15 protein-coding genes are annotated in these 21153 nt (G+C 70.4%); 8 read left to right on the top strand and 7 right to left on the bottom strand.

Features of this window, described 5'->3' with window-relative positions:
* Nucleotides 1–4: 4 nt before the first annotated feature.
* The 7 genes from O5K39_RS03315 to trxA all read left to right on the top strand — a co-directional run bounded on the left by O5K39_RS03315 (nucleotide 5) and on the right by trxA (nucleotide 10216).
* Nucleotides 5–859, top strand: coding sequence for a 1-acyl-sn-glycerol-3-phosphate acyltransferase (locus O5K39_RS03315; protein ID WP_271145860.1), 855 nt, complete (start codon nucleotides 5–7; stop codon nucleotides 857–859).
* Nucleotides 856–1323: a tRNA (adenosine(37)-N6)-threonylcarbamoyltransferase complex ATPase subunit type 1 TsaE gene (gene tsaE / locus O5K39_RS03310; RefSeq protein WP_271145859.1), complete on the top strand. Its 468-nt coding sequence runs from the start codon at nucleotides 856–858 to the stop codon at nucleotides 1321–1323. Before O5K39_RS03315 ends, tsaE begins: the two co-directional genes overlap by 4 nt.
* On the top strand, nucleotides 1310–2407 hold the full coding sequence (gene amgK, locus O5K39_RS03305; RefSeq protein WP_271145858.1) for an N-acetylmuramate/N-acetylglucosamine kinase AmgK: 1098 nt from the start codon (nucleotides 1310–1312) through the stop codon (nucleotides 2405–2407). Before tsaE ends, amgK begins: the two co-directional genes overlap by 14 nt.
* Nucleotides 2404–3159 (top strand): nucleotidyltransferase family protein, encoded by a 756-nt coding sequence (locus O5K39_RS03300; protein WP_271145857.1) that lies wholly within the window; start codon nucleotides 2404–2406, stop codon nucleotides 3157–3159. The genes amgK and O5K39_RS03300 overlap by 4 nt, the downstream gene beginning before the upstream one ends.
* Nucleotides 3156–6275, top strand: coding sequence for a double-strand break repair protein AddB (gene addB / locus O5K39_RS03295; protein WP_271145856.1), 3120 nt, complete (start codon nucleotides 3156–3158; stop codon nucleotides 6273–6275). Before O5K39_RS03300 ends, addB begins: the two co-directional genes overlap by 4 nt.
* The gene (addA, locus tag O5K39_RS03290; protein ID WP_271145855.1) at nucleotides 6272–9733 is read left to right on the top strand and encodes a double-strand break repair helicase AddA; all 3462 of its coding nucleotides are present in this window, start codon (nucleotides 6272–6274) and stop codon (nucleotides 9731–9733) included. Before addB ends, addA begins: the two co-directional genes overlap by 4 nt.
* Nucleotides 9734–9880: 147 nt before the next feature.
* Nucleotides 9881–10216, top strand: a complete 336-nt coding sequence (trxA, locus tag O5K39_RS03285) for a thioredoxin (RefSeq protein ID WP_271145854.1) — start codon at nucleotides 9881–9883, stop codon at nucleotides 10214–10216.
* 140 nt (nucleotides 10217–10356) lie between these two features.
* On the opposite strand, the gene O5K39_RS03280 is transcribed toward trxA, so the two are convergent.
* The 4 genes from O5K39_RS03280 to O5K39_RS03265 all read right to left on the bottom strand — a co-directional run bounded on the left by O5K39_RS03280 (nucleotide 10357) and on the right by O5K39_RS03265 (nucleotide 15307).
* Nucleotides 10357–11634, bottom strand: a complete 1278-nt coding sequence (locus O5K39_RS03280; protein ID WP_271145853.1) for a folylpolyglutamate synthase/dihydrofolate synthase family protein — start codon at nucleotides 11632–11634, stop codon at nucleotides 10357–10359.
* A gap of 58 nt (nucleotides 11635–11692) precedes the next feature.
* Nucleotides 11693–13519 (bottom strand): heparinase II/III family protein, encoded by a 1827-nt coding sequence (locus tag O5K39_RS03275; protein ID WP_271145852.1) that lies wholly within the window; start codon nucleotides 13517–13519, stop codon nucleotides 11693–11695.
* Between the two features lie 7 nt (nucleotides 13520–13526).
* Complete coding sequence (gene rpe / locus O5K39_RS03270; RefSeq protein ID WP_271145851.1) at nucleotides 13527–14189, bottom strand: ribulose-phosphate 3-epimerase; 663 nt, start codon at nucleotides 14187–14189, stop codon at nucleotides 13527–13529.
* 218 nt (nucleotides 14190–14407) lie between these two features.
* The gene (locus O5K39_RS03265) at nucleotides 14408–15307 is read right to left on the bottom strand and encodes a dienelactone hydrolase family protein (RefSeq protein ID WP_271145850.1); all 900 of its coding nucleotides are present in this window, start codon (nucleotides 15305–15307) and stop codon (nucleotides 14408–14410) included.
* Between the two features lie 135 nt (nucleotides 15308–15442).
* Between O5K39_RS03265 and xth the strand changes: the two genes are divergently transcribed.
* A complete protein-coding gene (gene xth / locus O5K39_RS03260; RefSeq protein ID WP_271145849.1) occupies nucleotides 15443–16240 on the top strand; it encodes an exodeoxyribonuclease III in 798 nt (265 codons plus the stop codon).
* A gap of 4 nt (nucleotides 16241–16244) precedes the next feature.
* Here xth and ispG read toward each other — a convergent pair whose 3' ends face one another.
* The 3 genes from ispG to ptsP form a co-directional block, all read right to left on the bottom strand.
* Nucleotides 16245–17381, bottom strand: coding sequence for a flavodoxin-dependent (E)-4-hydroxy-3-methylbut-2-enyl-diphosphate synthase (ispG, locus tag O5K39_RS03255; RefSeq protein WP_271145848.1), 1137 nt, complete (start codon nucleotides 17379–17381; stop codon nucleotides 16245–16247).
* Between the two features lie 119 nt (nucleotides 17382–17500).
* Nucleotides 17501–18511: a helix-turn-helix domain-containing protein gene (locus tag O5K39_RS03250; RefSeq protein WP_271145847.1), complete on the bottom strand. Its 1011-nt coding sequence runs from the start codon at nucleotides 18509–18511 to the stop codon at nucleotides 17501–17503.
* 303 nt (nucleotides 18512–18814) lie between these two features.
* Nucleotides 18815–21088: a phosphoenolpyruvate--protein phosphotransferase gene (gene ptsP, locus O5K39_RS03245; protein WP_271145846.1), complete on the bottom strand. Its 2274-nt coding sequence runs from the start codon at nucleotides 21086–21088 to the stop codon at nucleotides 18815–18817.
* Nucleotides 21089–21153: the final 65 nt, after the last annotated feature.

The raw sequence follows: 21153 nt of genomic DNA, 5'->3' as shown, positions 1-21153 counted from the left end.
GGACATGGAATCGGCCACCCCCACCGTCAGAGAGCCCCACATCTGCGACGTGCTGATCGCCGAGCGCGCGCCCCGGCTCACGCGGTCGATCGCTTGGCCGGTGGTGCGGCCGTTACTCTACAAGCTGCTGAACTATCACGCCGCGCGGCGGATGGCCGATGGGGTCGCCGGTCTCTCGGGTCAGGCGGCGTTCGACTATATGTCCGACCTGCTGGACCTGAAGGTGTCCACCCTGAACCTGGACCGCATTCCGGCGACCGGCCGGTGTGTCGTGGTCTGCAACCACCCGACCGGGATCGCCGACGGGGTCGCCGTCTATGATGCCATCAAGACGCGCCGATCCGACGCCGTCTTCTTCGCCAACGCCGATGCCTTGCGGGTCTCTGCCCGGCTAAACGAGATCGTCATCCCGGTCGAATGGGTGGTCGAGAAGCGTACGCGCCAGAAGACCCGCGCAACCCTGGACGCCGCCCGCGCCGCCTTCGAGGCCGAGCGGTGCATCGTCATGTTCCCGGCCGGACGACTGGCGCGGGTGTCGCGCGACGGCTCCCTGACCGACCCCGAATGGGCCTCGACCGCCGCGTCGATGGCGCGGAAGTACGGCGCTCCGATCGTGCCGATCCATGTCGCGGGCCCCACGTCGCGGCTGTTCCACCTGTTCGACCGGGTGTCGCAGGAACTTCGCGACATCACCCTGTTTCACGAGCTTCTGAACAAGCGAAAGACGGCGTTTCGCCTGTCGGTCGGCAAGCCGATCCCGCCGAGCCGGCTCGATGTCGACGCGACCCGCGCCACCTATGCGCTGAAGGCTTTCACCGAACGCGTCCTGCCGACCCAGCCGGACGCCGATTTCGCATGAACGCGGATATCACGATCCCCCTCGCCGACGCCGAGGCCACGACGGCCCTGGGGGCCCGGATCGCGCCCCTGCTGAGGGGCGGGGACGCCGTCCTGCTGTACGGCCCGCTCGGCATGGGCAAATCGACCCTCGCGCGGGGCCTGATCCGGGCCCTGACCCGACCCGACGAGGACGTGCCGTCGCCGACCTTCACCCTGGTGCAGTTCTACGAGACCTCACCCCCCGTCGCCCATTTCGACCTGTATCGCCTGACCCGGCCCGAGGAGGCGTTCGAGATCGGGCTGGACGAGGCGCTGGACGAGGGCGCGGTGCTGATCGAATGGCCGGAACGGCTGGGTGACGACGTTTCCTGGATCGCGGGGACCAATCTGTTGTGTATCACCCTGTCAGAAGACGGCGCGGGCAGGGTTGCGACCGTTTCTGTCGCAGGGACGTGGGAGGCGAGGCGCGATGACATCACCTGATGATCGCGAAGAGCAGAGGCTGGCCTTCCTGGCCTCGGCCGGGCTGGCCGACGCCGAGCGCGCGCCCCTGCCCGGCGACGCCTCCACGCGGCGCTATGAGCGGCTAACCACAAGCGATGGCCGGTCGCTGATGCTGATGGACCAGGCCGCCTCGGCCGAGAGCCCGCCGTGCGATCCGTCGTGGACGCCGGAACAGCGCCATGCGGCCGGGTGGAATGCCGTCGCCCGCTTGTCCGCCGGGCGGGTCGAGGCCTTCGCCGCCGTCGCCGCTCATCTGAGGTCGGTCGGCCTGTCGGCGCCGGATATCCCGGCTCTGAATGCCCCCGCCGGACTGGCGGTACTTGAGGATTTCGGAGACGCCCTGTTCGCGCGGGTGATCGAGGCCGGACAGGACGAGACACCGCTGTACCTCGCCGCCGTCGAGGCCCTGGCCGCCCTGCATGACGCGACGACGCCCGATGTGCTGACCGGCCCCGCCGGAGATTGGCCGCTTCAGGTCTATGATACGACAGCGCTTCAGGGAGGCGCCGATCTGTTCGTCGAATGGCTGCCGAGGCTTGATCACAGGCTGGCGTTCGACGATGCTGCCATCGCCGGCTGGCGCAAGGCCTGGGCCCCGGTGGTCGAGGCCGGTGAGGTGGGGGCCACGGTCATGGCCCACCGTGACTATCACGCCGAGAACCTGATCTGGCTGCCCGACCGCGTAGGCCCGGCCCGCGTCGGCATGATTGATTTCCAGGACGCGGTCCGCGCCCATCCGTCGTGGGACCTGCATTCCCTGCTCCAGGACGCCCGCCGCGACGTACCGCCCGCGCTGGAGGCCCAGGCGCTGGATCATTATTTCGCCCTGCGGTCCCGGGTGGACCGCACCGATTTCATGCGATCCTACGCCGGGTTGGCGGCCCTGAACGAGGCGCGGATTCTGGGCATCTTCGCGCGGCTGATCGTGCGTGACGGCAAGCCGAGATACCGCGAGTTCATGCCCCGCATGTGGGCGCATCTGAACGCCAACCTGACACGGCCAGGGCTGGAGACGGTCGCCGCCTGGTTCGACCGGCATGTGCCGAAGGACGTGCGCGCATGACCGCTGTCCCGACCACCGCCATGGTCCTGGCAGCCGGGCTCGGCACCCGGATGCGGCCCCTGACCGACGACCGCTCCAAGGCCCTGGTCGAGGTCGGGGGCAGGGCCCTGATCGACCACAATCTGGACCGGCTGGCCCAGGCGGGGGTCCGGCGCGCCGTCGTCAACGTCCATGCCTTCGCCGACCGGCTGATCGACCATCTGAAGGCCTGGCGAGGCGATCTGGAGATCGTCATCTCGGACGAACGCGAGCATGCCCTGCCTCTGGAGACCGGCGGAGGGATCAAGGCGGCGGCGGCCCTGCTGGGGAATGGGCCCATCGTCGTAGTCAATATCGACAGCGTCTGGATCGAGGACGGTGAACCGCCCGCCCGCGCCATCCGCGACCTGTGCGAAGGGTTCGACCCGGCGCTTGCGACGTGCTGCCTGATGCTGGCCCGGGCCGGGCGGACCTCGGGCCTCGACGGTCCGGGGGACTTCCTGATGGACGAGCAGGGACGGCTGACGGGACGACGCACGGCGGGGGCGGCGACCGCGCCATTCAACTATATGGGCGTCCATATCGTCGATCCCCGGCCGATCTATGCCCATCCGGAGACGGAGTTCGGCCTGTTTCCCGCCGGCGGCGGCCTGTGGGGCGGGTGGGCGGCCGAGGGGCGGCTGCACGGCTTCGTCATGGAGGGCGACTGGATGCACGTCGGCGATCCCGGTGCCCGCGACGCCGCCGAGGCGCGTCTGGCCGCGTCAGCGTGACCGAACGCTTCGATCCCTTCTCGGGTGGCGGCCCCCGATGGCGCGCCATCCCCTCGCATCGACCCTTCCTCGAGGATCTGGCCGCTGGCGTCCTCGACTGGCTCGGTGACGCCCCGCCCGAGACGCTGTCCGACGCCATCATCCTGTTGCCCAACCGGCGCGCGGCGCGGGCCTTCGGCGACGCCCTGTCGCGGCTCAGCGGCGATCGGCCCGTCCTGCTGCCCCAGGTCCGACCGCTCGGTGATCTGGAGGAGGACGAGCCGCCCTTCGCGCCCGGAGAACTGGGTCTCGACCTGCCCCCCGCCATTGCGCCCCTGACCCGCCGGTTCGAGATGGCGCGGATGATCGCGACCGAACTGCACGGCGAGTACGAGGACCGTCCCGCCCATTTCGGCCCGTTGCGCGCGCTGGAACTGGCCGATGCGCTCGCCGGGTTCCTCGATTCCTGCCAGATCGAGGAGGTCTCGGACCTGTCGGGCATACGGGGGCTGGTCGAGGCGGACCTGGCCGAACACTGGCGCACCTCGGCCGACTTCCTGTCGCTGGCGGTCGAGGCCTGGCCTCGGCGCCTGTCGGAGCTTGGCCTGATCGATCCGGCCGACCGCCGCGCCCGCCTGCTGCGCCTGCTGGCCGAGCGGTGGGACAACCATCCGCCGCAGGGTCCCGTCATCGCCGCTGGTTCGACCGGCTCGGCCCCCGCCGCCGCCGATGTGCTTGGGGCCGTGGCGCGCGCGCCCATGGGCTGTGTCGTCCTGCCGGGCCTCGACCTCGATCTGGACCCCGCTGTCTGGGCCGGCCTGGGCGAGGAGGAGCAGCACCCCCAGAACGCCCTGTGGCGGCTACTGGATCGGCACGGCCTCCCCCGCGAGGACGTACGGCCGTGGTTCCAGCCACCTCTCATCCCGGCGGTTGAGGCGCGTGGCCTGGCCCGCCAGCGCCTGATCAACGAGGCCCTGCGCCCCGCCAACGCCACGGCCGACTGGCGCGTCGAGATCGCCCGTATCCGCGAGGAGGCTGCGCCGTTGACGGGCACCGACCCGATCGCCCTGGGGCTTGAGGGTCTGTCGGTCCTGACCCTGCGCACCGAGGAGGATGCCGCCCAGACCCTGGCCCTGATGATGCGCGAGACGCTGGAGACGCCCCGCCCGGATGGTACGCCCCGGACCTGCGCCCTCGTCACGCCCGACGTGGCGCTCGGTCGCCGCGTCGCCGCCCGGCTGGAGCGGTGGGGGATCGTGGCCGACAACTCCTCCGGCGCACCGCTGTCGCGATCGTCGGCGGGAGTGCTGGTCGATCTCGCCACCCGCTGGATCGCCGATCCGCTCAAGCCCCAGACCCTGCTGGCCCTGCTCAAGCATCCGCTCGTTCGCATCGATCTCGGCGACGGCGACGTCGCTGAGGCCGCCCGCGCTTTGGAGCAATACGCCCTGCGCGGACCCCGCCTGCGCCGCTGGCCCCAGATTCTCTCTCGGCTGGAAAAGGCGGGCCGGCCGCATGAGGGTGGCAAGGCTCCGTCTGACTTCCACATCGCCCGCCTCGCTCTCGCCGGAGCCCTGGCTGAACGCCTGTGCGCCCTGTCCGAGGCCGCCTGTGCCGTCTTCACACCGTCCGGCCGACACGTTCGCGCGCCGCTCGACGCCGCCGCCGTCGCCCTGACCACGCTCGTGGAGGCCCTGGCCGGTCAGAATGCCTGGGCGGGCACGGACGGAGAGGCCGCCGCCGCCCTGCTGACCGGGCTGATCGAAGGCGGTGCCGCTCTTGGTGCCGTCAGTCCCGACGATCTGGTCGAACTGGTCGCCGGGCTGCTGGCCGAGACCACGATCCGCACCGGTGGGGCGACCCATCCCAATCTGCGCATCCTGGGGGCCATCGAGGCGCGGCTGGTGCGGGCCGACCGGATGATCCTGGCCGGGCTGGAGGAGGGCGTCTGGCCCGGTCCCGCCCCGACCGATCCTTTCCTGTCGCGCCCGATGCGCAAGACCCTGGGTCTGCCCCCGCCCGAGCGCCGCCTGGGCCAGACCGCCCAGGACTTCGTCCAGGCGGCTTGCGCCGATGAGGCGATCCTGGTCCATGTCGAGCGGCGCGGCGGCCAGCCGGCGGTCAAGTCGCGCTGGCTGTGGCGGCTGGAGATGCTGACGCGCGGTGCCCACACCGAGGCGGTGCCCGTCAGGATTGCCCGACCGACCGCCTGGCCCGACTTGGCCCGTGCCCTGGATGCGCCGGAGAAGCGCGTCCCCGCCTATGCGAAACGCCCCGCGCCCCGCCCGCCGGTCGAGCGCCGCCCGCGCAAGCTGCCGGTCACCGGGGTCGAACGGTGGGTGCGCGATCCCTATGCCGTCTATGCCCGCTATGTGCTGAACCTGCGCCAGATGGACCGTCCGGGTCAGTCGGCCGAGGCCCTCGCGCGGGGGCAGGCGGTTCACAAGGCGGTCGAGCGCCTGACCCTGTCCTGGCCCGACGTCCTGCCCGATGACTGCGAGGGCGAGATCGGCAAGCTGTTGCACGAGGAACTGGGCCACCACGGGTTCGAGGACGCCGCCATGGCGCGCGAGACGCCGCTCGCCCGCAACTGTGCCCGCTGGCTGGCCGGGTTCGAGCTGCGCCGTCGCGCCCGGGGCATCGACATCCACGTCGAACAGACCGTCGCCCACACCTTCGACGCCCCCGCCGGCCCCTTCACCCTGACGGCCAAGGCCGACCGGATCGAGCTGTCGTCGTCGGGCGCGGCAGTGCTGGATTTCAAGACCGGCCTGCCGCCCTCGGCCAAACAGGTCCGCACGGGGTTCGCGCCGCAACTGACCCTGACGGGCGCCATCCTGGCCGAAGCCGGTTTCGCCACCTCCGGCCCCGTCGAGCCCGAGGAACTGACCTACGTCCGCGTCGTCGGTCGCAAGGTCGCGGGCGAGGCCAGGGTCGTCACCGAAGGGGCCGAGGCGGCGGAATGGTCGCGGGCGGCGCTCGCCGGACTGAAGGCGCGCGTGGCCCGGTTCGACAGCCCCTCGACCCCCTATCTGAGCTGGGTCGCGCCGCAGTTCATGGGCAATTTCGGCGGCAACTACGACCATCTGGCCCGCGTCTGGGAATGGCACGTCGTCGGCGACGAGGGCGAGACATGAGCGCGGCATCCCCCGGCGTCCGCATCCTGCCCGACCCGCACCAGCGGATGGCGGCCGACCCGCGCCAGTCGGTCTTCGTCACCGCCAACGCCGGCTCGGGCAAGACCTCGACCCTGGTCGACCGGGTGGCGCGGCTGTTGCTGGAAGAGGTCCAGCCCGGCGAGATCCTGTGCGTCACCTATACCAAGGCCGCCGCCGCCGAGATGCAGGCCCGGCTCTATGACCGGCTGGGCGAATGGGCGGTCATGGACGATCGCGACCTGGAACAGAATCTGGCCGATCTGGTCGGCGGGATGCCCGATCCCGACCTGTCCAAGGCGCGCCGCCTGTTCGCCAAGGCGCTGGAGACGCCGGGCGGGCTGAAGATCCAGACCCTGCACGCTTTCTGCGAAAAGCTGTTGCGGCGGTTCCCGCTCGAGGCCGGGGTGTCGCCGGGGTTCACCGTGCTGGAGGATCAGGCGGCGACCGCCCTGTCGCACGCCGCGCGCGAGGAGCTGGCCCGTGAGGCCCTGAAGGACGAGGACGGGCCCATCGGCCGGGCCTATGCCCATTTCGCGGTCGAGCTGGATTGGGCGTCGTTCGAGGCCCTGCTGGCCAAGGTCGAGCAGGACCGCGTCCGGTTGATCGACTATGTCGCCCGCGTCGCCGACGGCCGCAGCCCCTCGCCCCACGACCTGACCGGGGCCGATCCGGACACGGACCTGGCCGGTCTTCAGGCCGACTTCATGCGCTGGCTGGACCGCGACGAATGGGTGGAGATCGCCGAGGCCATGAACACCGGCTCGGTCACCGATCAGGCCTGCGCCGAGCGGATGTGGGCCGCCGACTGGACCTTCCCCGAGGTCGCCGCAGTCTTCCTGACCAGCGGTTCGCCGCGCAAATCCATGGCGACCAAGAGCGCCCCGCCCCACGCCCGCGACTGGCTGACCCGGATGCAGGACAAGGTGGTCGCCACCCTGTCCGCCGTCCGCAAGGCCCGGGTGGCCGAGGACACCGTCCACGTCCTGACCCTGGCCCAGGCCCACGGCGCCCTCTACGATCAGGCCAAGGCGGCGCGCGGCGCCCTGGATTTCGGCGACCTGGTGGCCCGCACGGTCGAGCTGTTGACCACCCGCTCCAGCGCCGCCTGGGTGCTCTACAAGCTGGACGGCGGCATCGAGCACGTCCTCGTCGACGAGGCCCAGGACACGGCGCCTGAGCAGTGGGACATCCTGCGCGCCCTGACCGAGGACTTCTTCTCCGGCGCGGGCTCCAAACGGTTCGGGGCCGGCAAGGTCGAGCGCACCGTCTTCGCCGTCGGCGACGAGAAACAGTCGATCTATTCCTTCCAGGGCGCCCGGCCGGAGCGGCTGAATCAGGAGTCGCAACGCTATGATGTGATGGTCACCGGCGCGGGCTTCGACTTCCGGGGCGTTCAGCTGGCAACATCCTTCCGCTCGACACAGCAAGTATTGTCTTTCGTCGATGCGGTATTCGAAGGCCCGGCGCGAACTACGGCCCTTGTCGGCGAACAGGTCGCGGCCATCCCGAAACACGTCGCCATGCGCACCGGAGACCCCGGCTGCATCGACCTGTGGCCCCTCTATGCCGATGAGAAGCCGCCCGAGCGCGACGCCTGGGACGATCCGCTGGATCAGGAACCCACTCAAGGGGCGCGCAAACGGATGGCCGCCGACCTCGCCCGCGACATCAGACGCCAGGTCGAGACGGGCGTCGCCGTCCACGATCGTCGCGAACGATCCTTGCGCCCCTGCGGATACGGCGATTTCCTGGTGCTGGTCCGGCGGCGCGACGCGACCTTCGAGGAGATCATCCGCGCGCTGAAGTCGGCGGGCGTGCCGGTCGCGGGGGCGGACCGCCTCAAGCTGTCATCGCACATCGCCTTCGACGACCTGATCGTGCTGGCCCGGTTTGCTCTGTTCCCCGACGACGACCTCAGCCTGGCCGAGGCTCTGCGAAGCCCGTTGTGCGACATCGACGAGGACAGTTTGTATGACCTCGCGGGGGCCGATCCGGACCGTCGCGGCCTGTGGCGCGAACTGAGCCGCCGGGCCGGTGAACGGCCGGAGTGGGGCAGGGCGCGCGATCTGATGGCCTTCGTGATCGCCGCCCGCGACCGCGATCCCTTCGCCTTCTTCGCCGGAGTGCTGAACCGGATCGACGACACCGGCGTCTCGGGCCGCGCGCGGGTCCTCGGCCGGCTGGGGCGAGAGGCCGAGGAGGCGCTCGACGAGACCCTGAACCAGGTCCTGGCCGCCGAACAGCGCGGGGCCACCGACCTGGAAACCTGTCTGTCCATGCTGGAGGCCGCCCACGTCGAGGTGAAGCGCGAGCTGGAAGGCGCGCGCGGCGAGGTCCGGGTCATGACCGTCCACGGCGCCAAGGGGCTGGAGGCCCCCATCGTCATCTTGCCCGACACCACGGCGGTGGCGAAGGCGCAAGGACCCACCCTGATGGCGGTCGAACAGGCCGACGGCTCGGAAGCCTGGCTGATGTGTCCGGGGTCGGAGAAGGAGGATTGCGACGCCTCCACCCTGGCCCGCACCGCGCGTCAGGACCGGGTCAACGCCGAGACCCTTCGCCTGCTCTACGTCGCCCTGACCCGCGCCCGCGACCGGATCGTCATCCTGGGCCGGGGCAGCGCAAAGTCGAAACAGGGCTATAACGACGGCAGCTGGTGGGACGTCCTGACGGAGACCTTCGGGCGTCTGGACCCCCGCGATATCGGCGACGGCCGCCTTCGGATCGGGCCCGACCCCGTCGTCCTCGGCGCGAAGACGGCGGGCGGCCCGGGCGCCTCGGTCACGGTTCCCGACTGGGCCCGCCAGCCTGCGACGCCCGCCCCCGGTTTCCGTATCGCCGCTCCGTCGCGGATGGACGAGGCCCTGCGTATCCCTGCGCCGTCACCGCTGGCCGTGTCCGCGACAGGCGCGGGCAAGCCGCTGGGCCGGTTCCGGCGCGGCGACCTCATCCACCGGCTGCTGGAGCGGCTGCCCGAGATCGCGGCTGAGGACCGGCCGGACGCCGCCGTCCGGATCCTGGCCCGCGAGCGCGACCTCGACGAGGCCCAGCGTACGGAGATGATCGCGGCGGCCTTCGGCGTGCTGGATGACGCCCGGTTCGCGCCGGTTTTCGGGCCGGGATCGCGGGCGGAGGTGGCGCTGACCGGCTCAGCGCCCGGCCTGCCGGGCGGGGTCTCGATCTCTGGACGTATCGACCGGCTGGTGGTGACGCCCGACCGCGTCCTGGTCGTCGATTACAAGTCCAACCGTCCGGCGCCCCCGACGATCGCGGCGGCGGACCCGTCCTATGTGCTGCAACTGGCCGTCTATGTCGCGGTGCTGAAGCGGCTGTATCCCGACCGCGCCGTGGAGGCGGCGCTGGTCTGGACCGACGGCCCCGACCTGATGGAGGTCCCGGCCGATCGCCTGGACGCTGCGCTCGCAAACGCCCGTTGAACCCCGTTGAACTTAAGGGGAATCACCCCACATCTGCCTGAACGCAGAAGCGAGGCCTAAACGCCGACCTGCCGCGCACCCATCCATGGGCTCAAGCAGCGAGGGACCGCGTCCCGAGCGGTAGCCCCCTAAAAAAGGAGCCATGACATGGCGACAATGAAAGTCACCGACGAGAGCTTCGACGCCGACGTCCTGAAATCCTCGACCCCGGTTCTGGTCGATTTCTGGGCCGAGTGGTGCGGCCCCTGCAAACAGATCGGCCCGGCCCTGGAACAGATCGCCGACGAACTGGCGGGTCAGGTCACCATCGCCAAGGTCAATATCGACGACAGCCCCATGACCCCGTCCAAGCTGGGCGTGAAGGGCATTCCCACCCTGATGCTGTTCCGCGACGGCCAGCTGTCCTCGCTCAAGGTCGGGGCCATGCCCAAGGGCAAGATCGTCGAATGGCTCGCCGAAAGCGGGATCCAGGCGAAGGCCTGAACCTTTCTCCCTCCCCTTCATGGGGAGGGATGACGGCGAAGCCGTCAGGGTGGGGCTGTCTTGCATCTCGCGCTGCCCTGACGGACCCCACCCCGGCTTCGCTGCGCTTCGCCGACCCTCCCCATAAAGGGGAGGGAGAGCTAATCCGGCCACGTCTCCTCTGAGGCCCCCAGCACCTCGCCGGCCAGGTACAGCGAACCGCAGATCACGACCCGCCCGGCCCCGAGCCTGAGCGCCGTGGCGAGTGCCGCCTCGACCGAGGGCGACGCCTGCGCCCCCAGCCCATGCCCCCTCGCCACGGCCGCCAGCGCATTCGGCTCGGCACAGGCTCCGTCGAAGCCGACGGTGAAGACGTGGGCCTCAGACCCCTTCAGGGCCTCGAAGAAGCCGCCCGCATCCTTGTTGGCCAGCATGCCGACGATCAGGGCGAGCGGACGCGGTGCTTTGGCCTGACGGTCGGCCAGGGCCTGGACCAGGGCCAGCCCCGCGTGCGGATTATGCCCCCCGTCCAGCCACAGTTCGGCTTCCGCCGCGCGCGCGGCCTCGCCATAAGGTCCGGCCGCCAGCCGCTGCATCCTCGCGGGCCATCGCACGGTCCGCAGCCCTTCCGCGATCGCGTCCTCGGGCAGGTCCAGCTCCAGCGCCACGGCGACCGCCAGCCCCGCGTTGTCGATCTGGTGTGCGCCGAACAAGGCCGGAGCCGGCAGGTCGAGGAACCGCTCAAGGTCCTGAAACACCATCCCGCCGCGCTCGGCCCAGGCGTCGAAGTCGGTGCCCATGACGGTCAGGGGGGAGGCGACCCGCCCGGCCGCCTTCTCGATCACCGCCATGGCCGCCTCGGACTGGCGGGCCACGATGCCCCGGGCGCCGGCTTTCAGGATACCCGCCTTCTCGCCCGCCACGGCCTCGATCGTGGTGCCCAGGAACTCGGCGTGGTCCAGATCGACCGGCGCGATCACGCTGATCAGCGGTCGCTCGATGACGTTGGTGGCGTCCAGCGTCCCGCCCAGGCCCACCTCGACGATGGCCAGGTCGGCGGGGACATCCGCCATGGCCAGGAAGGCGGCGGCCGTGGTGCTTTCGAACACTGTGGCCTGCACGCCCCGCACCGCCTCGATCCGGTCCAGAATGGCTTCAAGCCGCGCGTCGTCGATCAGCCGTCCCGCCAAGCGGATCCGTTCGTTGAACCGCACCAGATGCGGCGAGGTATAGGTGTGGACCCGCAGGCCCGCCGCCTCCGCCATCGCCCGGATGAAGGCGACCGTCGATCCCTTGCCGTTGGTGCCCGCCACATGGATGACGGGCGGCAGCCGATGCTGCGGCTCGCCCAGCACGGCCAGCAGGGTACGCATCCGGTCCAGCGACAGGTCGATCTTCTGCGGGTGGCGCAGGCGCAGGCGTTCCGAGATCGGGTCCATGGTCCAAGCCGTATGGGCGGATGCCGGCGACTTCAAGTCTGCCGCAGGCGAGCCCGCGTCAGACCGGATCGCCCGCCGCGCCCGCCGGGCTGAGCTTCCAGCGAATCTTGGTCTCGGCGTCGGTGCGGGCCGAGCCGCGCACCACGATCTGGAGCGAGCGTCGGGTCAGGCCCTCGTCGATATGGACGCTGGGCTCGATCGCGACGTCGGGACCGTCGGTCCTGAACCACCAGCCCCGGCCGGAATGGCCGCGCAACAGGATCGAGCGACGGTCGCGGGCCAGCGAGGCCTGGACCCCCGGCTCCAGATGGAAACGCACCGCATAGGGGGCGGCGATGGCGCGGACGACGTCGCCCTCGACATGGCTGGGGGCCGGATGCAGCCGTTCCTCGGCGCGCAGTTCGTCCAGCCTCTGATCCAGATAGAGGCGGCGCTGGTGCAGCAGGCCGAAGGGCACGGCCCAGCCGTCGTGTTCCATCTCCAGCCAGACGGCACCCTCGGCCTCGCGGTGTTCGGCACCGACGTGGATCGGGCGACCGATCAGGCGCGGGCCCAGCAACTCGCCCTTCCAGCCGCCGAGGGGATCGCCCAGCGACTGTTCGCCGAGCGTCAGGGTCGAATGGCCGGGGGTCAGGCGCAGGGCCTGGCGATCAGCAGCGCGGGGGCTCCAGCCGCAGCCGGTGACGATCCGGTCACGACCACAGGCGATCTCGAGCGCCAGCGGCTGGGCGCAGGCGGCCTCGCCCCAGGCCCCGTGGGCGGGCCGGGCGGTGTCGGCCACCACGGTCAGCAGGGCCCCGTGGATACGACGCAGACCGCCCACGCTGCCAGCGATCGGGCCCCGGGCGGCCTCGGTCGGGGACCAGTCGTCGTGGGCGCGCGCAGCTGCGACGAGGGCCGCCTGGCTGGGTCCGCCACCCTGGAAACTGGTCAGCCGTCCGTCGGGCAGGGTCTGGACACGCAGGGCCGCCGTCAGCCGCTGGATCGCCCCGCCGATGGACTCCGGCGAGGTCTCCGACAACTGCGACAGGGCGTCTTCAAGCGTCAGCAGGTCCAGCAGCAGGGCCAGACCCGCTTCGGGATTGCGCGAGGCATGGCCCCCGTCGCCCGCCACCGTGGCCCGCAAGGCCCCGGCCAGGGCATGGATCGCACGCTTGCGCAGCGAGGCCCCCGAGGGTCCGGCGATGACGCAGCCCGCTACGGCGGCGGCGACCATCCGTTCGGCCTTGCCCGCCAGCCCACCGGGCGGTCGCAGCAGCTGGCGCGCCTGACGGCCCAGGATGTCGATCAGCCTCTGGCGCTCGGCCTCGGTGGCGACCCCGCCCAGCTTTCGCGCAGCGCAGGCCAGGTTGAACACCCGCCGCGACAGAATCTCGGGCCCCCAGGCGAAGGGCGACCAGCGGGCGAAATGATCGGCCCACAGCAGGGTCAGCCGCAGGGCCTCGCGCGCGCCCTTCTCGCCCTGGGTCATCAGGCCGGGCAGCCAGGCGAAGGCGTGCAGATCGACGGCGAAGGCCTTGGTCGGACAGGGCCGGTCCCAGACGTCGCCGCCCGCCTCGACCTCCAGCGTCGAGCCCGCCAGGGTCGCACGACCGGACAGCAGGGCCTTGCCGACCTGGGCGTCGGCGGGACGGAAATCGCGCGGCGTCGCCGAGAAGGCGGTGGCCTTGGCCCCCTTCAGTGTCAGCGTATAGCCGGGCAGGCCATAGAGCTCGATCCACATCTGGCGGGTCAGCAGCCGTCCGGCGATGGCGGGCCACAGGGTCGGGCCGGTGTGCGGTCCTCCCGCGCGGACGGGGGTGCGGACGGGTGCCCCACGCAGGCCGGGGATGGCCCCAGGCGGGGGGGCCTCGGCCTCCGTCGCACGGCGGGCGAAGGGGCTCAAGGCCATCTCAGACGGCCTTCAGGGCCGCGATATTGGCGGCATAGGCGTCAGGCCCGCCCCGGAACACGGCGGTCCCGGCGACCAGGGCGTCGGCTCCGGCGGAGACGCAGGCGGCCGCGTTGGCTGCGGTCACGCCCCCGTCGACCTGGAGGTGGGCCTGCGACCCGGCCGCATCCAGCAAGGCGCGGGCCCGTTCGATCTTGCGATACGACGCGTCGATAAACGCCTGGCCGCCGAAGCCCGGATTGACCGACATGATCAGCACCAGATCGACCAGGTCGATGACGTCCTCCAGCAGGCCCAGCGGGGTGCCCGGATTGAACACCACACCGGCCTTGGCCCCCAGCTGGCGGATGCGGCCCAGGGTCCGGTGCAGGTGGGGCCCGCTCTCGGGGTGGACCGTCAGGATGTCGGCCCCGGCCTCGCGATAGGCCTCCAGCCAGGGATCGACGGGCGCGACCATCAGATGGACGTCGAACGGCAGGCTGGTGTGCGGCCGCAGGGCCTTCACCACGTCCGGGCCGATGGTGATGTTCGGCACGAAATGGCCGTCCATCACATCGACATGGACCCAGTCGGCCCCCGCCGCCTCGATGGCGGCGACCTCCGCCCCCAGCTTGGCGAAGTCGCTGGCCAGGATGGACGGACAGATCAGGGGCGCGCGGGTCATGGTCAGGGGATAGGGCGCGTCGGCGGATCGGGCAAGCCGGAGCCGATCCTGTTCTTCTCCCGCGTAGCGGGGGAAGTGTCGCGTCCCTGAGCGTAGCGAAGGCAGCGACGATGGGGGTCGTGTGAAGGGGGCGAAGAAATCTGACGACCCCCATCGACCCTGGTCTCGCTTCGCTCGACGCCGGGCCACTTCCCCCGCTACGCGGGAGAAGAAAAAGCCTACTTTAGCCTCGCCTCGAACACGCCCAGCAGCTTGGTCCAGCCGTCGGCGGCGTCGGCGGCGTTGTAGCTGGCGCGGTAGTCGGCGTGGAAGCCGTGCTGGGCGTCGGGATAGACGTCGATGCGGCTGTCGGTCTTGCCGGCCGCGGTGAGGGCCGCGTTCATGGCCTCTACGGCCGTCAGGGGGATGCCCTGGTCCTGACCGCCGTACAGGCCCAGCACGGGGGCCTTCAGGTCCTTGGCCAGGTCGACGGGCCAGGGCGCGCCGGCCGCGATCTGTTCCGGCGTGGCGGTCGGCGACGGGGCCAGCTGACCGTACCAGGCGACGCCGGCCTCGATCTGGTCGAAGCGGGCGCAGGCCTGCCAGACGACCTTGCCGCCCCAGCAATAGCCGGTGATGCCGATCTTGTCGGTGGCCCAGGGCTGGGCGGCGACCCAGTCGAGGGTGGCGGAGACGTCGCCCATGACCTGTTCGTACTTGGCCTGGCTGACGATGGTGCGGATCTGGGCGAAGTCGGACAGGGGTGCCGGGTCGGCGACGCGGACGAAGAAGGCCGGGGCGACGGCGGCATAGCCCGCCTTGGCCAGGCGGCGGCAGATGTCCTCGATATAGGCGTGGACGCCGAAGATCTCCGACGCGACGATGACCACCGGGAAGGGTCCCGCGCCCTCGGGCCGGGCGACATAGGCCGGAAGCGCGAAGCCGTCCGGGGCCGGATAGGTGACGTCAGCGGCGACCAGCCCGGCCGTGTCCGTGACCACCGGCGTGGCGCTCTGGGCCAGGGCGGCGACGGCGTATCCGCTGAAGAACAGGCCGCCCACGGCACCGACCCCCAGGGTCCGGCGCGAGAATTTCAGGTCGTCGGCGGTCTGGCCTTCGGGACGGATCAGGACGGTCATCGGGGGGCTCCGGGCGTGCAAAGGGACTGGGCCGACCTTGCGCCCGGCAGCGAAAGCCGTCGAGAGCCCAACCCGTTCCATGCGACGATACGCGCGGGGTCGCGCCGGGTGCGGCGGGCCGCTAGAAGCGGGGCCATGACCCTGCGCATCGCCACCTGGAACATCAACTCGGTCCGCCTGCGCATCGACCAGGTCGCGCGGTTCGTGGCCGAGAGTGGGACCGATGTCCTGTGCCTGCAGGAAATCAAATGCCTGGAGGACCAGTTTCCCAGGAACGCCTTTGCCGAAATGGGAATGCCGTACCTGAAGATCGCGGGCCAGAAGGGCTGGCACGGGGTGGCCATCGCCTCGAAGCTGCCGATCGAACACAGCGACACATTTCGCGCCTGCAAGCTGGGTCACGCGCGGTGTGTGTCGGGTCTGATCGCCGGGGTCGATGTCCAGAATTTCTACATTCCGGCAGGCGGCGACCTGCCCGACCGGGAGCTGAACGCCAAGTTCGACCACAAGATGGATTTCTATGAGCAGCTGACCGAGACGGTCGAGCGTCAGGACCGGTCGCGGCGGCTGCTTATGTGCGGCGACTTCAACATCGCGCCCAGCGAGTTCGACGTCTGGAACCATAAATACATGTCCAAGGTGGTCAGCCACACGCCGGGCGAGGTCCAGACGCTGAACCGGCTTCAGGCGGCGGGCGGTTTCGCCGACGTGGTCCGTGACGCCTTTCCCGAGCCGCAGAAGCTGGCCTCGTGGTGGAGCTATCGCGCCCAGGATTTCAGGGTGTCGCAGCGGGGCCTGAGGCTCGACCACATCTGGACCTCGCCGGGGCTGACGCCGTCGGTGGTGCCGGGGTCGGCGACGATCCACGAGCCGGTTCGCGCCTGGGAGCAGCCCAGTGATCACTGCCCCATTACGGTCGATCTGGACGTCTGACGACCTATTCGGCGGCTTCCAGGGCCAGTTTGGCGGCGTCCAGTTCGGCGGCCTTGGCCTCGACCAGGCTGACGATGTGATCGACCATCTCGCCGTTGGCCAGTTTGTGGGCGATCTTGCCGTTCAGATAGACCATGCCGGATCCCGCCCCGCCGCCGGTGAAGCCGACGTCGGTATACAGCGCCTCGCCCGGCCCGTTGACGACGCAGCCGATGATCGACAGCGACATCGGCGTGGCGATGTGGGCCAGCTTCTCTTCCAGGATGCCGACCGTCTCGATGACGTTGAAGCCCTGACGCGCACAGGACGGGCAGGCGATGATGTTGACGCCGCGGTGGCGCAGGCCGAGCGACTTCAGGATGTCGAACCCGACCTTGATCTCCTCGACCGGGTCGGCGGCGAGGGAGACGCGGATGGTGTCGCCGATCCCCGCCCACAGCATGTTGCCCATGCCGATGGCGGATTTGATCGTGCCCGTGCGCAGCGGGCCGGCCTCGGTGACGCCGAGGTGGAGCGGGCAGTCGATGACCTCGGCCAGTTGCTGATAGGCGGCGACGGTCAGGAAGGGGTCGGAGGCCTTCACCGAGATCTTGAACTCGTGGAAGTCGTGGTCCTGCAGGATGCGGGCGTGGTTGAGCGCGCTCTCGACCATGGCGTCGGGGCAGGGCTCGCCGTATTTCTCCAGCAGCTCCTTCTCCAGCGAGCCGGCGTTGACGCCGATCCGCATCGAGCAGCCGTGGTCCTTGGCGGCCTGGATGACGTCGCGGACGCGGGAGGCATTGCCAATATTGCCGGGATTGATGCGCAGGCAGGCGGCGCCGGCCTCGGCGGCCTCGATGCCGCGCTTGTAGTGGAAGTGGATGTCGGCGACGAGCGGGACCTTGGCGGCCTTGGCGATGGTGCGGAAGGCGGCGGTCGAGTCCTCGTCGGGGCAGGAGACGCGGACGATGTCGGCCCCGGCCTCTTCCAGCTCGCGGATCTGGCCGATCGTGGCGTTGGCGTCGGACGTCAGGGTGTTGGTCATCGACTGGACGCTGATCGGCGCGCCGCCGCCGACCGGCACATTGCCCACCATGATCTGGCGGCTCTTGCGGCGCTCGATATGACGCCAAGGACGGATGTGGGAGTGGTCTGCGCTCATGACGCCATCAAGATAGGCGCTTTATCGTGGCGGGGCCATGACACCGAAGCAGAGTGATTAGTGGTTTGTGGCTGGTGTTTGGCGTGCCTGAAACCCACCCGACCAATCACGAACCCCTTCTACTGCGCCTGCACCGCCGTATTGATCGACGCTCGCGTCTGCACCGCAGCCCGTGCAGCGGCGATCTGGGCGGCTTCGACCTGGGCGGCGGTCTGGCGGGCGAGGGCGGCGGCGCGGGCGTTGAGCTGGCTCAGGGGGCTGACGGTCGCGGGAAGGGCGCCGCCGTGCTCGCCGTTCAGATAGACGTCGAAGGCGGCCGGGTCGGAGACGTCCACCGTCGCGGCCAGGTCGATCGGCGCGCGCCAGGCCTCGCCGGCGACCATCTGGCGGGCGAACAGGACCTGACCGTTGGCGGTCGAGACGACCAGCAGGCCGGCCTTCTTGGCCTGAAGCACGACCTGGGAGGCGGTGGCGGCGGCACCGTAGATGGCTCCGCGCGGATTGAAGGCCTTCTGCACCGGTCCGGCCTGGGCTGCGGCAGCGGCCGCGACGGCGGCGGGGTCGGTCGGATCGACGCCGGTCAACTGGGCCTCCAGGCCCGGGGTGACGTACAGGGTCGGGGTGGTCTGGTCGGCCGGGGCCGGGCGCGGCGCACCGACGGCGACCACCGACTGGCCGGGCACCTGGCCCAGGGACCAACTTTCGGGGATCTCGGCGATGTCGGACGGGGCCGGGGCATGCATCAGGTTGATGCGCTGGAACACGTTCCAGCCGACGACGGCCAGACCGACAGCCAGCACGGCCCCGATCAGCCGGGGCGAATAGCGGCGCACGTCCTCGAAGGCCACGCCGACCGGTGCCTGAAGCGGCACCGAGGCGTCGGGGCTTTCGCGCTTGAACCGTTCGACGGCCAGCTGTTCGTCCAGGCCCAGGGCGGCGGCATAGGCGCGCACATAGCCGATGGAAAAGACCCGCGACGGCAGGGACGAGAAGTCGCCCTCCTCAAGCGCCTTGAGGAAGCGGGTGTGGACGCGGGTGATGACGGAGTATTCGGCCAGCGACCGGCCCGAGGCCTCGCGAGTCGCGCGCAGGCCGGCACCCAGAGTCGCGGCGTCAGCGATGGAGGGCATGGGGTCCTTCCAGTCCGGATGAGCACGAAACTCGTCGGGAACGTTTCCCGTATCCAGCGCCATTAAGCCCGACCCCACTACCGACGAATCCGTTGGGTTCGGAGACGCCGTACTCGACCAGGACGCAAACGAAATCACATTCGTCGCCGTCACATCCGTCGATACCATGTCCGGTGTGACATCCGGATCAGCCCCCGCCAACCCGTCGCGTCCGTCTTGTGGATAACCCATTTGCATCGACGTATCAACGATCTGTTAGCCATGTCCGCTTTTCCCCTGACGCGTGTGTCAGGTCGGGACGGTTCAGATCGCGACGTTCAATTTCCGCGCCAGGCTTTCGATCTCGTTGCGGATGGAACCGGCCGATGAGCCCAGCAGGCTGGTCATGCCGCGCCGGGCGGCGGCAACGTCGGCGGACAGGATCATCCGCTTGACCGGCCCCACCCCACCGGCCGGTGCCGACAGCCGGGTGAAACCCAAGGTGATCAGGGCAAAGGCCTCCAGCGGCCGTCCCGCCAGCTCGCCACAGACGGACACCGGGGTCCCGGTCTCGGCGCAGGCCTTCTGGATGGTCTGCAAGGCACGCAGAGCCGGAGGGGACAGGGGGTCGTAGCGGTCGGAGACCAGAGGGTTGGTCCGGTCGGCGGCATACATGTACTGGAAAAGGTCGTTGGTCCCGACCGAGACGAAGTCGGTCAGGGGCAGCAGCGCATCGAGGTGCCACAGCAGGCTCGGGCATTCGATCATGGCCCCGACCCGCAACAGGGCGGGCAGGGGGCGTCCGCGACGCCGGGCCCACTGGCACTCGACGTCCATCAGTTCGCGGGCCGCGCGGAACTCCTCGACCGTGGCGATCATGGGGAACATGACGCGCAGCTCGCGCCCGGCCCCGGCGGCCAGAAGCGCCCGCAGCTGGAGCCTCAGCAGGGCGGGGCGGTCGAGGCCCAGGCGGATGGCGCGGCGGCCCAGCGCCGGGTTCTCCTCCCGCTCGGTGGTCTCCATATAGGGCAGGACCTTGTCGCCCCCGATGTCGAGGGTGCGGAAGGTGACAGGCCGGTCGCCGGCGGCGTCCAGCACCAGCCTGTAGAGCGCCGTCTGGGTGTCGAGCCGGGGCAACTCCTCGGACACCATGAACTGGAACTCGGTGCGGAACAGGCCGATGCCCTCGGCGCCGACGAGGTCGAGGTTGTCGAGGTCGACGGCCAGGCCGGCGTTGGTCAGCAGGGTGATCCGCTGGCCGTCGGCGGTGACGGCGGGCACAGCCTTCAGCTTGGCGAACTCGGCCTGGCGCTCGCTGCGCACGGCCATGCGCGACTGGACGGATTCCAGCATGTCCGGGCGGGGCCGCAGGTGGGCCTCGCCGGTCTCGCCATCGACGATGACGAGGTCGCCTTCGCTGAGCCGGTCGCGCAGGCCGGGCAGTCGGCCCACGCAGGGGATGCCCAGCGCCCGGGCGACGATGGCGGCGTGGCTGGCGGCCGAGCCTTCCTCGATCAGCAGGCCCTTGAGCGTCTCGCGCGGGTACTCCAGCAGATCGGCGGGGCCGAGGTTCCGGGCCACCAGGATGGCGTCGTCGGGCAGGACGCGGCCGCCCGGACTGTCGCCCGCCAGCACCCGCAACAGCCGGTTGGCCAGGTCCTCGAAGTCGTGCAGCCGCTCCTTGATGTAGGGGTCTCTCGCCTTGGCGAAGCGGGCGCGGTGTTCGTTCCTGACCCGGTCGACGGCGGCCTCGGCGGTCAGGCCGGAGCGCACCGTCTCCAGCAGCGACCGGTTCCAGCCCCGGTCGTCGGCGAACATCCGATAGGTTTCCAGCACCTCGAACGACTGGCCGGCCAGCTTGCCCTGCCCCCCTTCCAGCAGGGCGTCGATCCCGGCCTTGAGATCGGCCAGGGCCAGGTTGAGCTTCATCTCCTCCAGCACCGGATCGGCGGAGAGCAGCTTTTCGGGCGCGAGCGGCGCCTCGTGCAGGATGACGTGGCCGAACGCCAGGCCGTCGGCGAACTTCTGGCCCTTGAGCCGTTCGGGGCGGTGCGGCGCGACCTCGACGTCGCGCAGCTCCTCCTGGGCCATCAGTTCGCCACTGGCCACCGTCTCGGCCAGGACCATGGCGATGGTCTGGATGTCCTCGACCTCGTCGGGGTCGTAGCGCCGCTCGGCCCGGTTCTGGACCACCAGCACCCCGATGGCCCGTCCGCCGCGCAGCAGGGGCGCGCCGAGGAAGGCGTGATAGGGGTCTTCGCCCGTCTCCGGCCGATAGGCGAAGGACGGGTGGGACGGGGCGTCCGACAGGCTGATCGGCTCGGCCATCCGGGCCACCTCGCCGACCAGACCCTCGCCGGGGCGCAGCCGGGTCTCGTGGACGGCGGCGGCGTTCAGGCCGTGGGTGGCGAACAGCTCAAGCTCGCCCGAGCCGCGCCGCAGATAGATGGAACAGACCTCGGCGACCATCGACTGGGCGATGGTGCGCACGACGCGGTCCAGCCGCTCCTGGGCCGGAGCCGCCCCGGCCATGGCCTCGCGGATCTGGCGCAGGAGGTTGCGCGGCCCCCTCGTCGTCAATCCGCCGCCTACCGGCATCCCGCCTCCCGTGATGAGCGACCAAGATAGGCCGCAGGTGTGACGCTCGCTATAGCCGATCCACG

Origin of the sequence: Brevundimonas sp. NIBR10, from assembly GCF_027912515.1 — a bacterium.
Taxonomy (GTDB): domain Bacteria; phylum Pseudomonadota; class Alphaproteobacteria; order Caulobacterales; family Caulobacteraceae; genus Brevundimonas.
This window is presented reverse-complemented; position numbering and strand designations above follow the sequence as displayed.

Excerpts from the sequence above, each read along its gene's own strand:
- O5K39_RS03315 (WP_271145860.1), top strand. The coding sequence starts at position 5 with ATGGAATCGGCCACCCCCACCGTCAGAGAGCCCCACATCTGCGACGTG.
- amgK (WP_271145858.1), top strand. The coding sequence starts at position 1,310 with ATGACATCACCTGATGATCGCGAAGAGCAGAGGCTGGCCTTCCTGGCC.
- O5K39_RS03250 (WP_271145847.1), bottom strand. The coding sequence starts at position 18,511 with ATGCCCTCCATCGCTGACGCCGCGACTCTGGGTGCCGGCCTGCGCGCG.
- ptsP (WP_271145846.1), bottom strand. The coding sequence starts at position 21,088 with ATGCCGGTAGGCGGCGGATTGACGACGAGGGGGCCGCGCAACCTCCTG.
- O5K39_RS03280 (WP_271145853.1), bottom strand. The coding sequence starts at position 11,634 with ATGGACCCGATCTCGGAACGCCTGCGCCTGCGCCACCCGCAGAAGATC.
- addA (WP_271145855.1), top strand. The coding sequence starts at position 6,272 with ATGAGCGCGGCATCCCCCGGCGTCCGCATCCTGCCCGACCCGCACCAG.
- O5K39_RS03300 (WP_271145857.1), top strand. The coding sequence starts at position 2,404 with ATGACCGCTGTCCCGACCACCGCCATGGTCCTGGCAGCCGGGCTCGGC.
- O5K39_RS03265 (WP_271145850.1), bottom strand. The coding sequence starts at position 15,307 with ATGACCGTCCTGATCCGTCCCGAAGGCCAGACCGCCGACGACCTGAAA.
- tsaE (WP_271145859.1), top strand. The coding sequence starts at position 856 with ATGAACGCGGATATCACGATCCCCCTCGCCGACGCCGAGGCCACGACG.
- ispG (WP_271145848.1), bottom strand. The coding sequence starts at position 17,381 with ATGAGCGCAGACCACTCCCACATCCGTCCTTGGCGTCATATCGAGCGC.
- rpe (WP_271145851.1), bottom strand. The coding sequence starts at position 14,189 with ATGACCCGCGCGCCCCTGATCTGTCCGTCCATCCTGGCCAGCGACTTC.
- xth (WP_271145849.1), top strand. The coding sequence starts at position 15,443 with ATGACCCTGCGCATCGCCACCTGGAACATCAACTCGGTCCGCCTGCGC.
- trxA (WP_271145854.1), top strand. The coding sequence starts at position 9,881 with ATGGCGACAATGAAAGTCACCGACGAGAGCTTCGACGCCGACGTCCTG.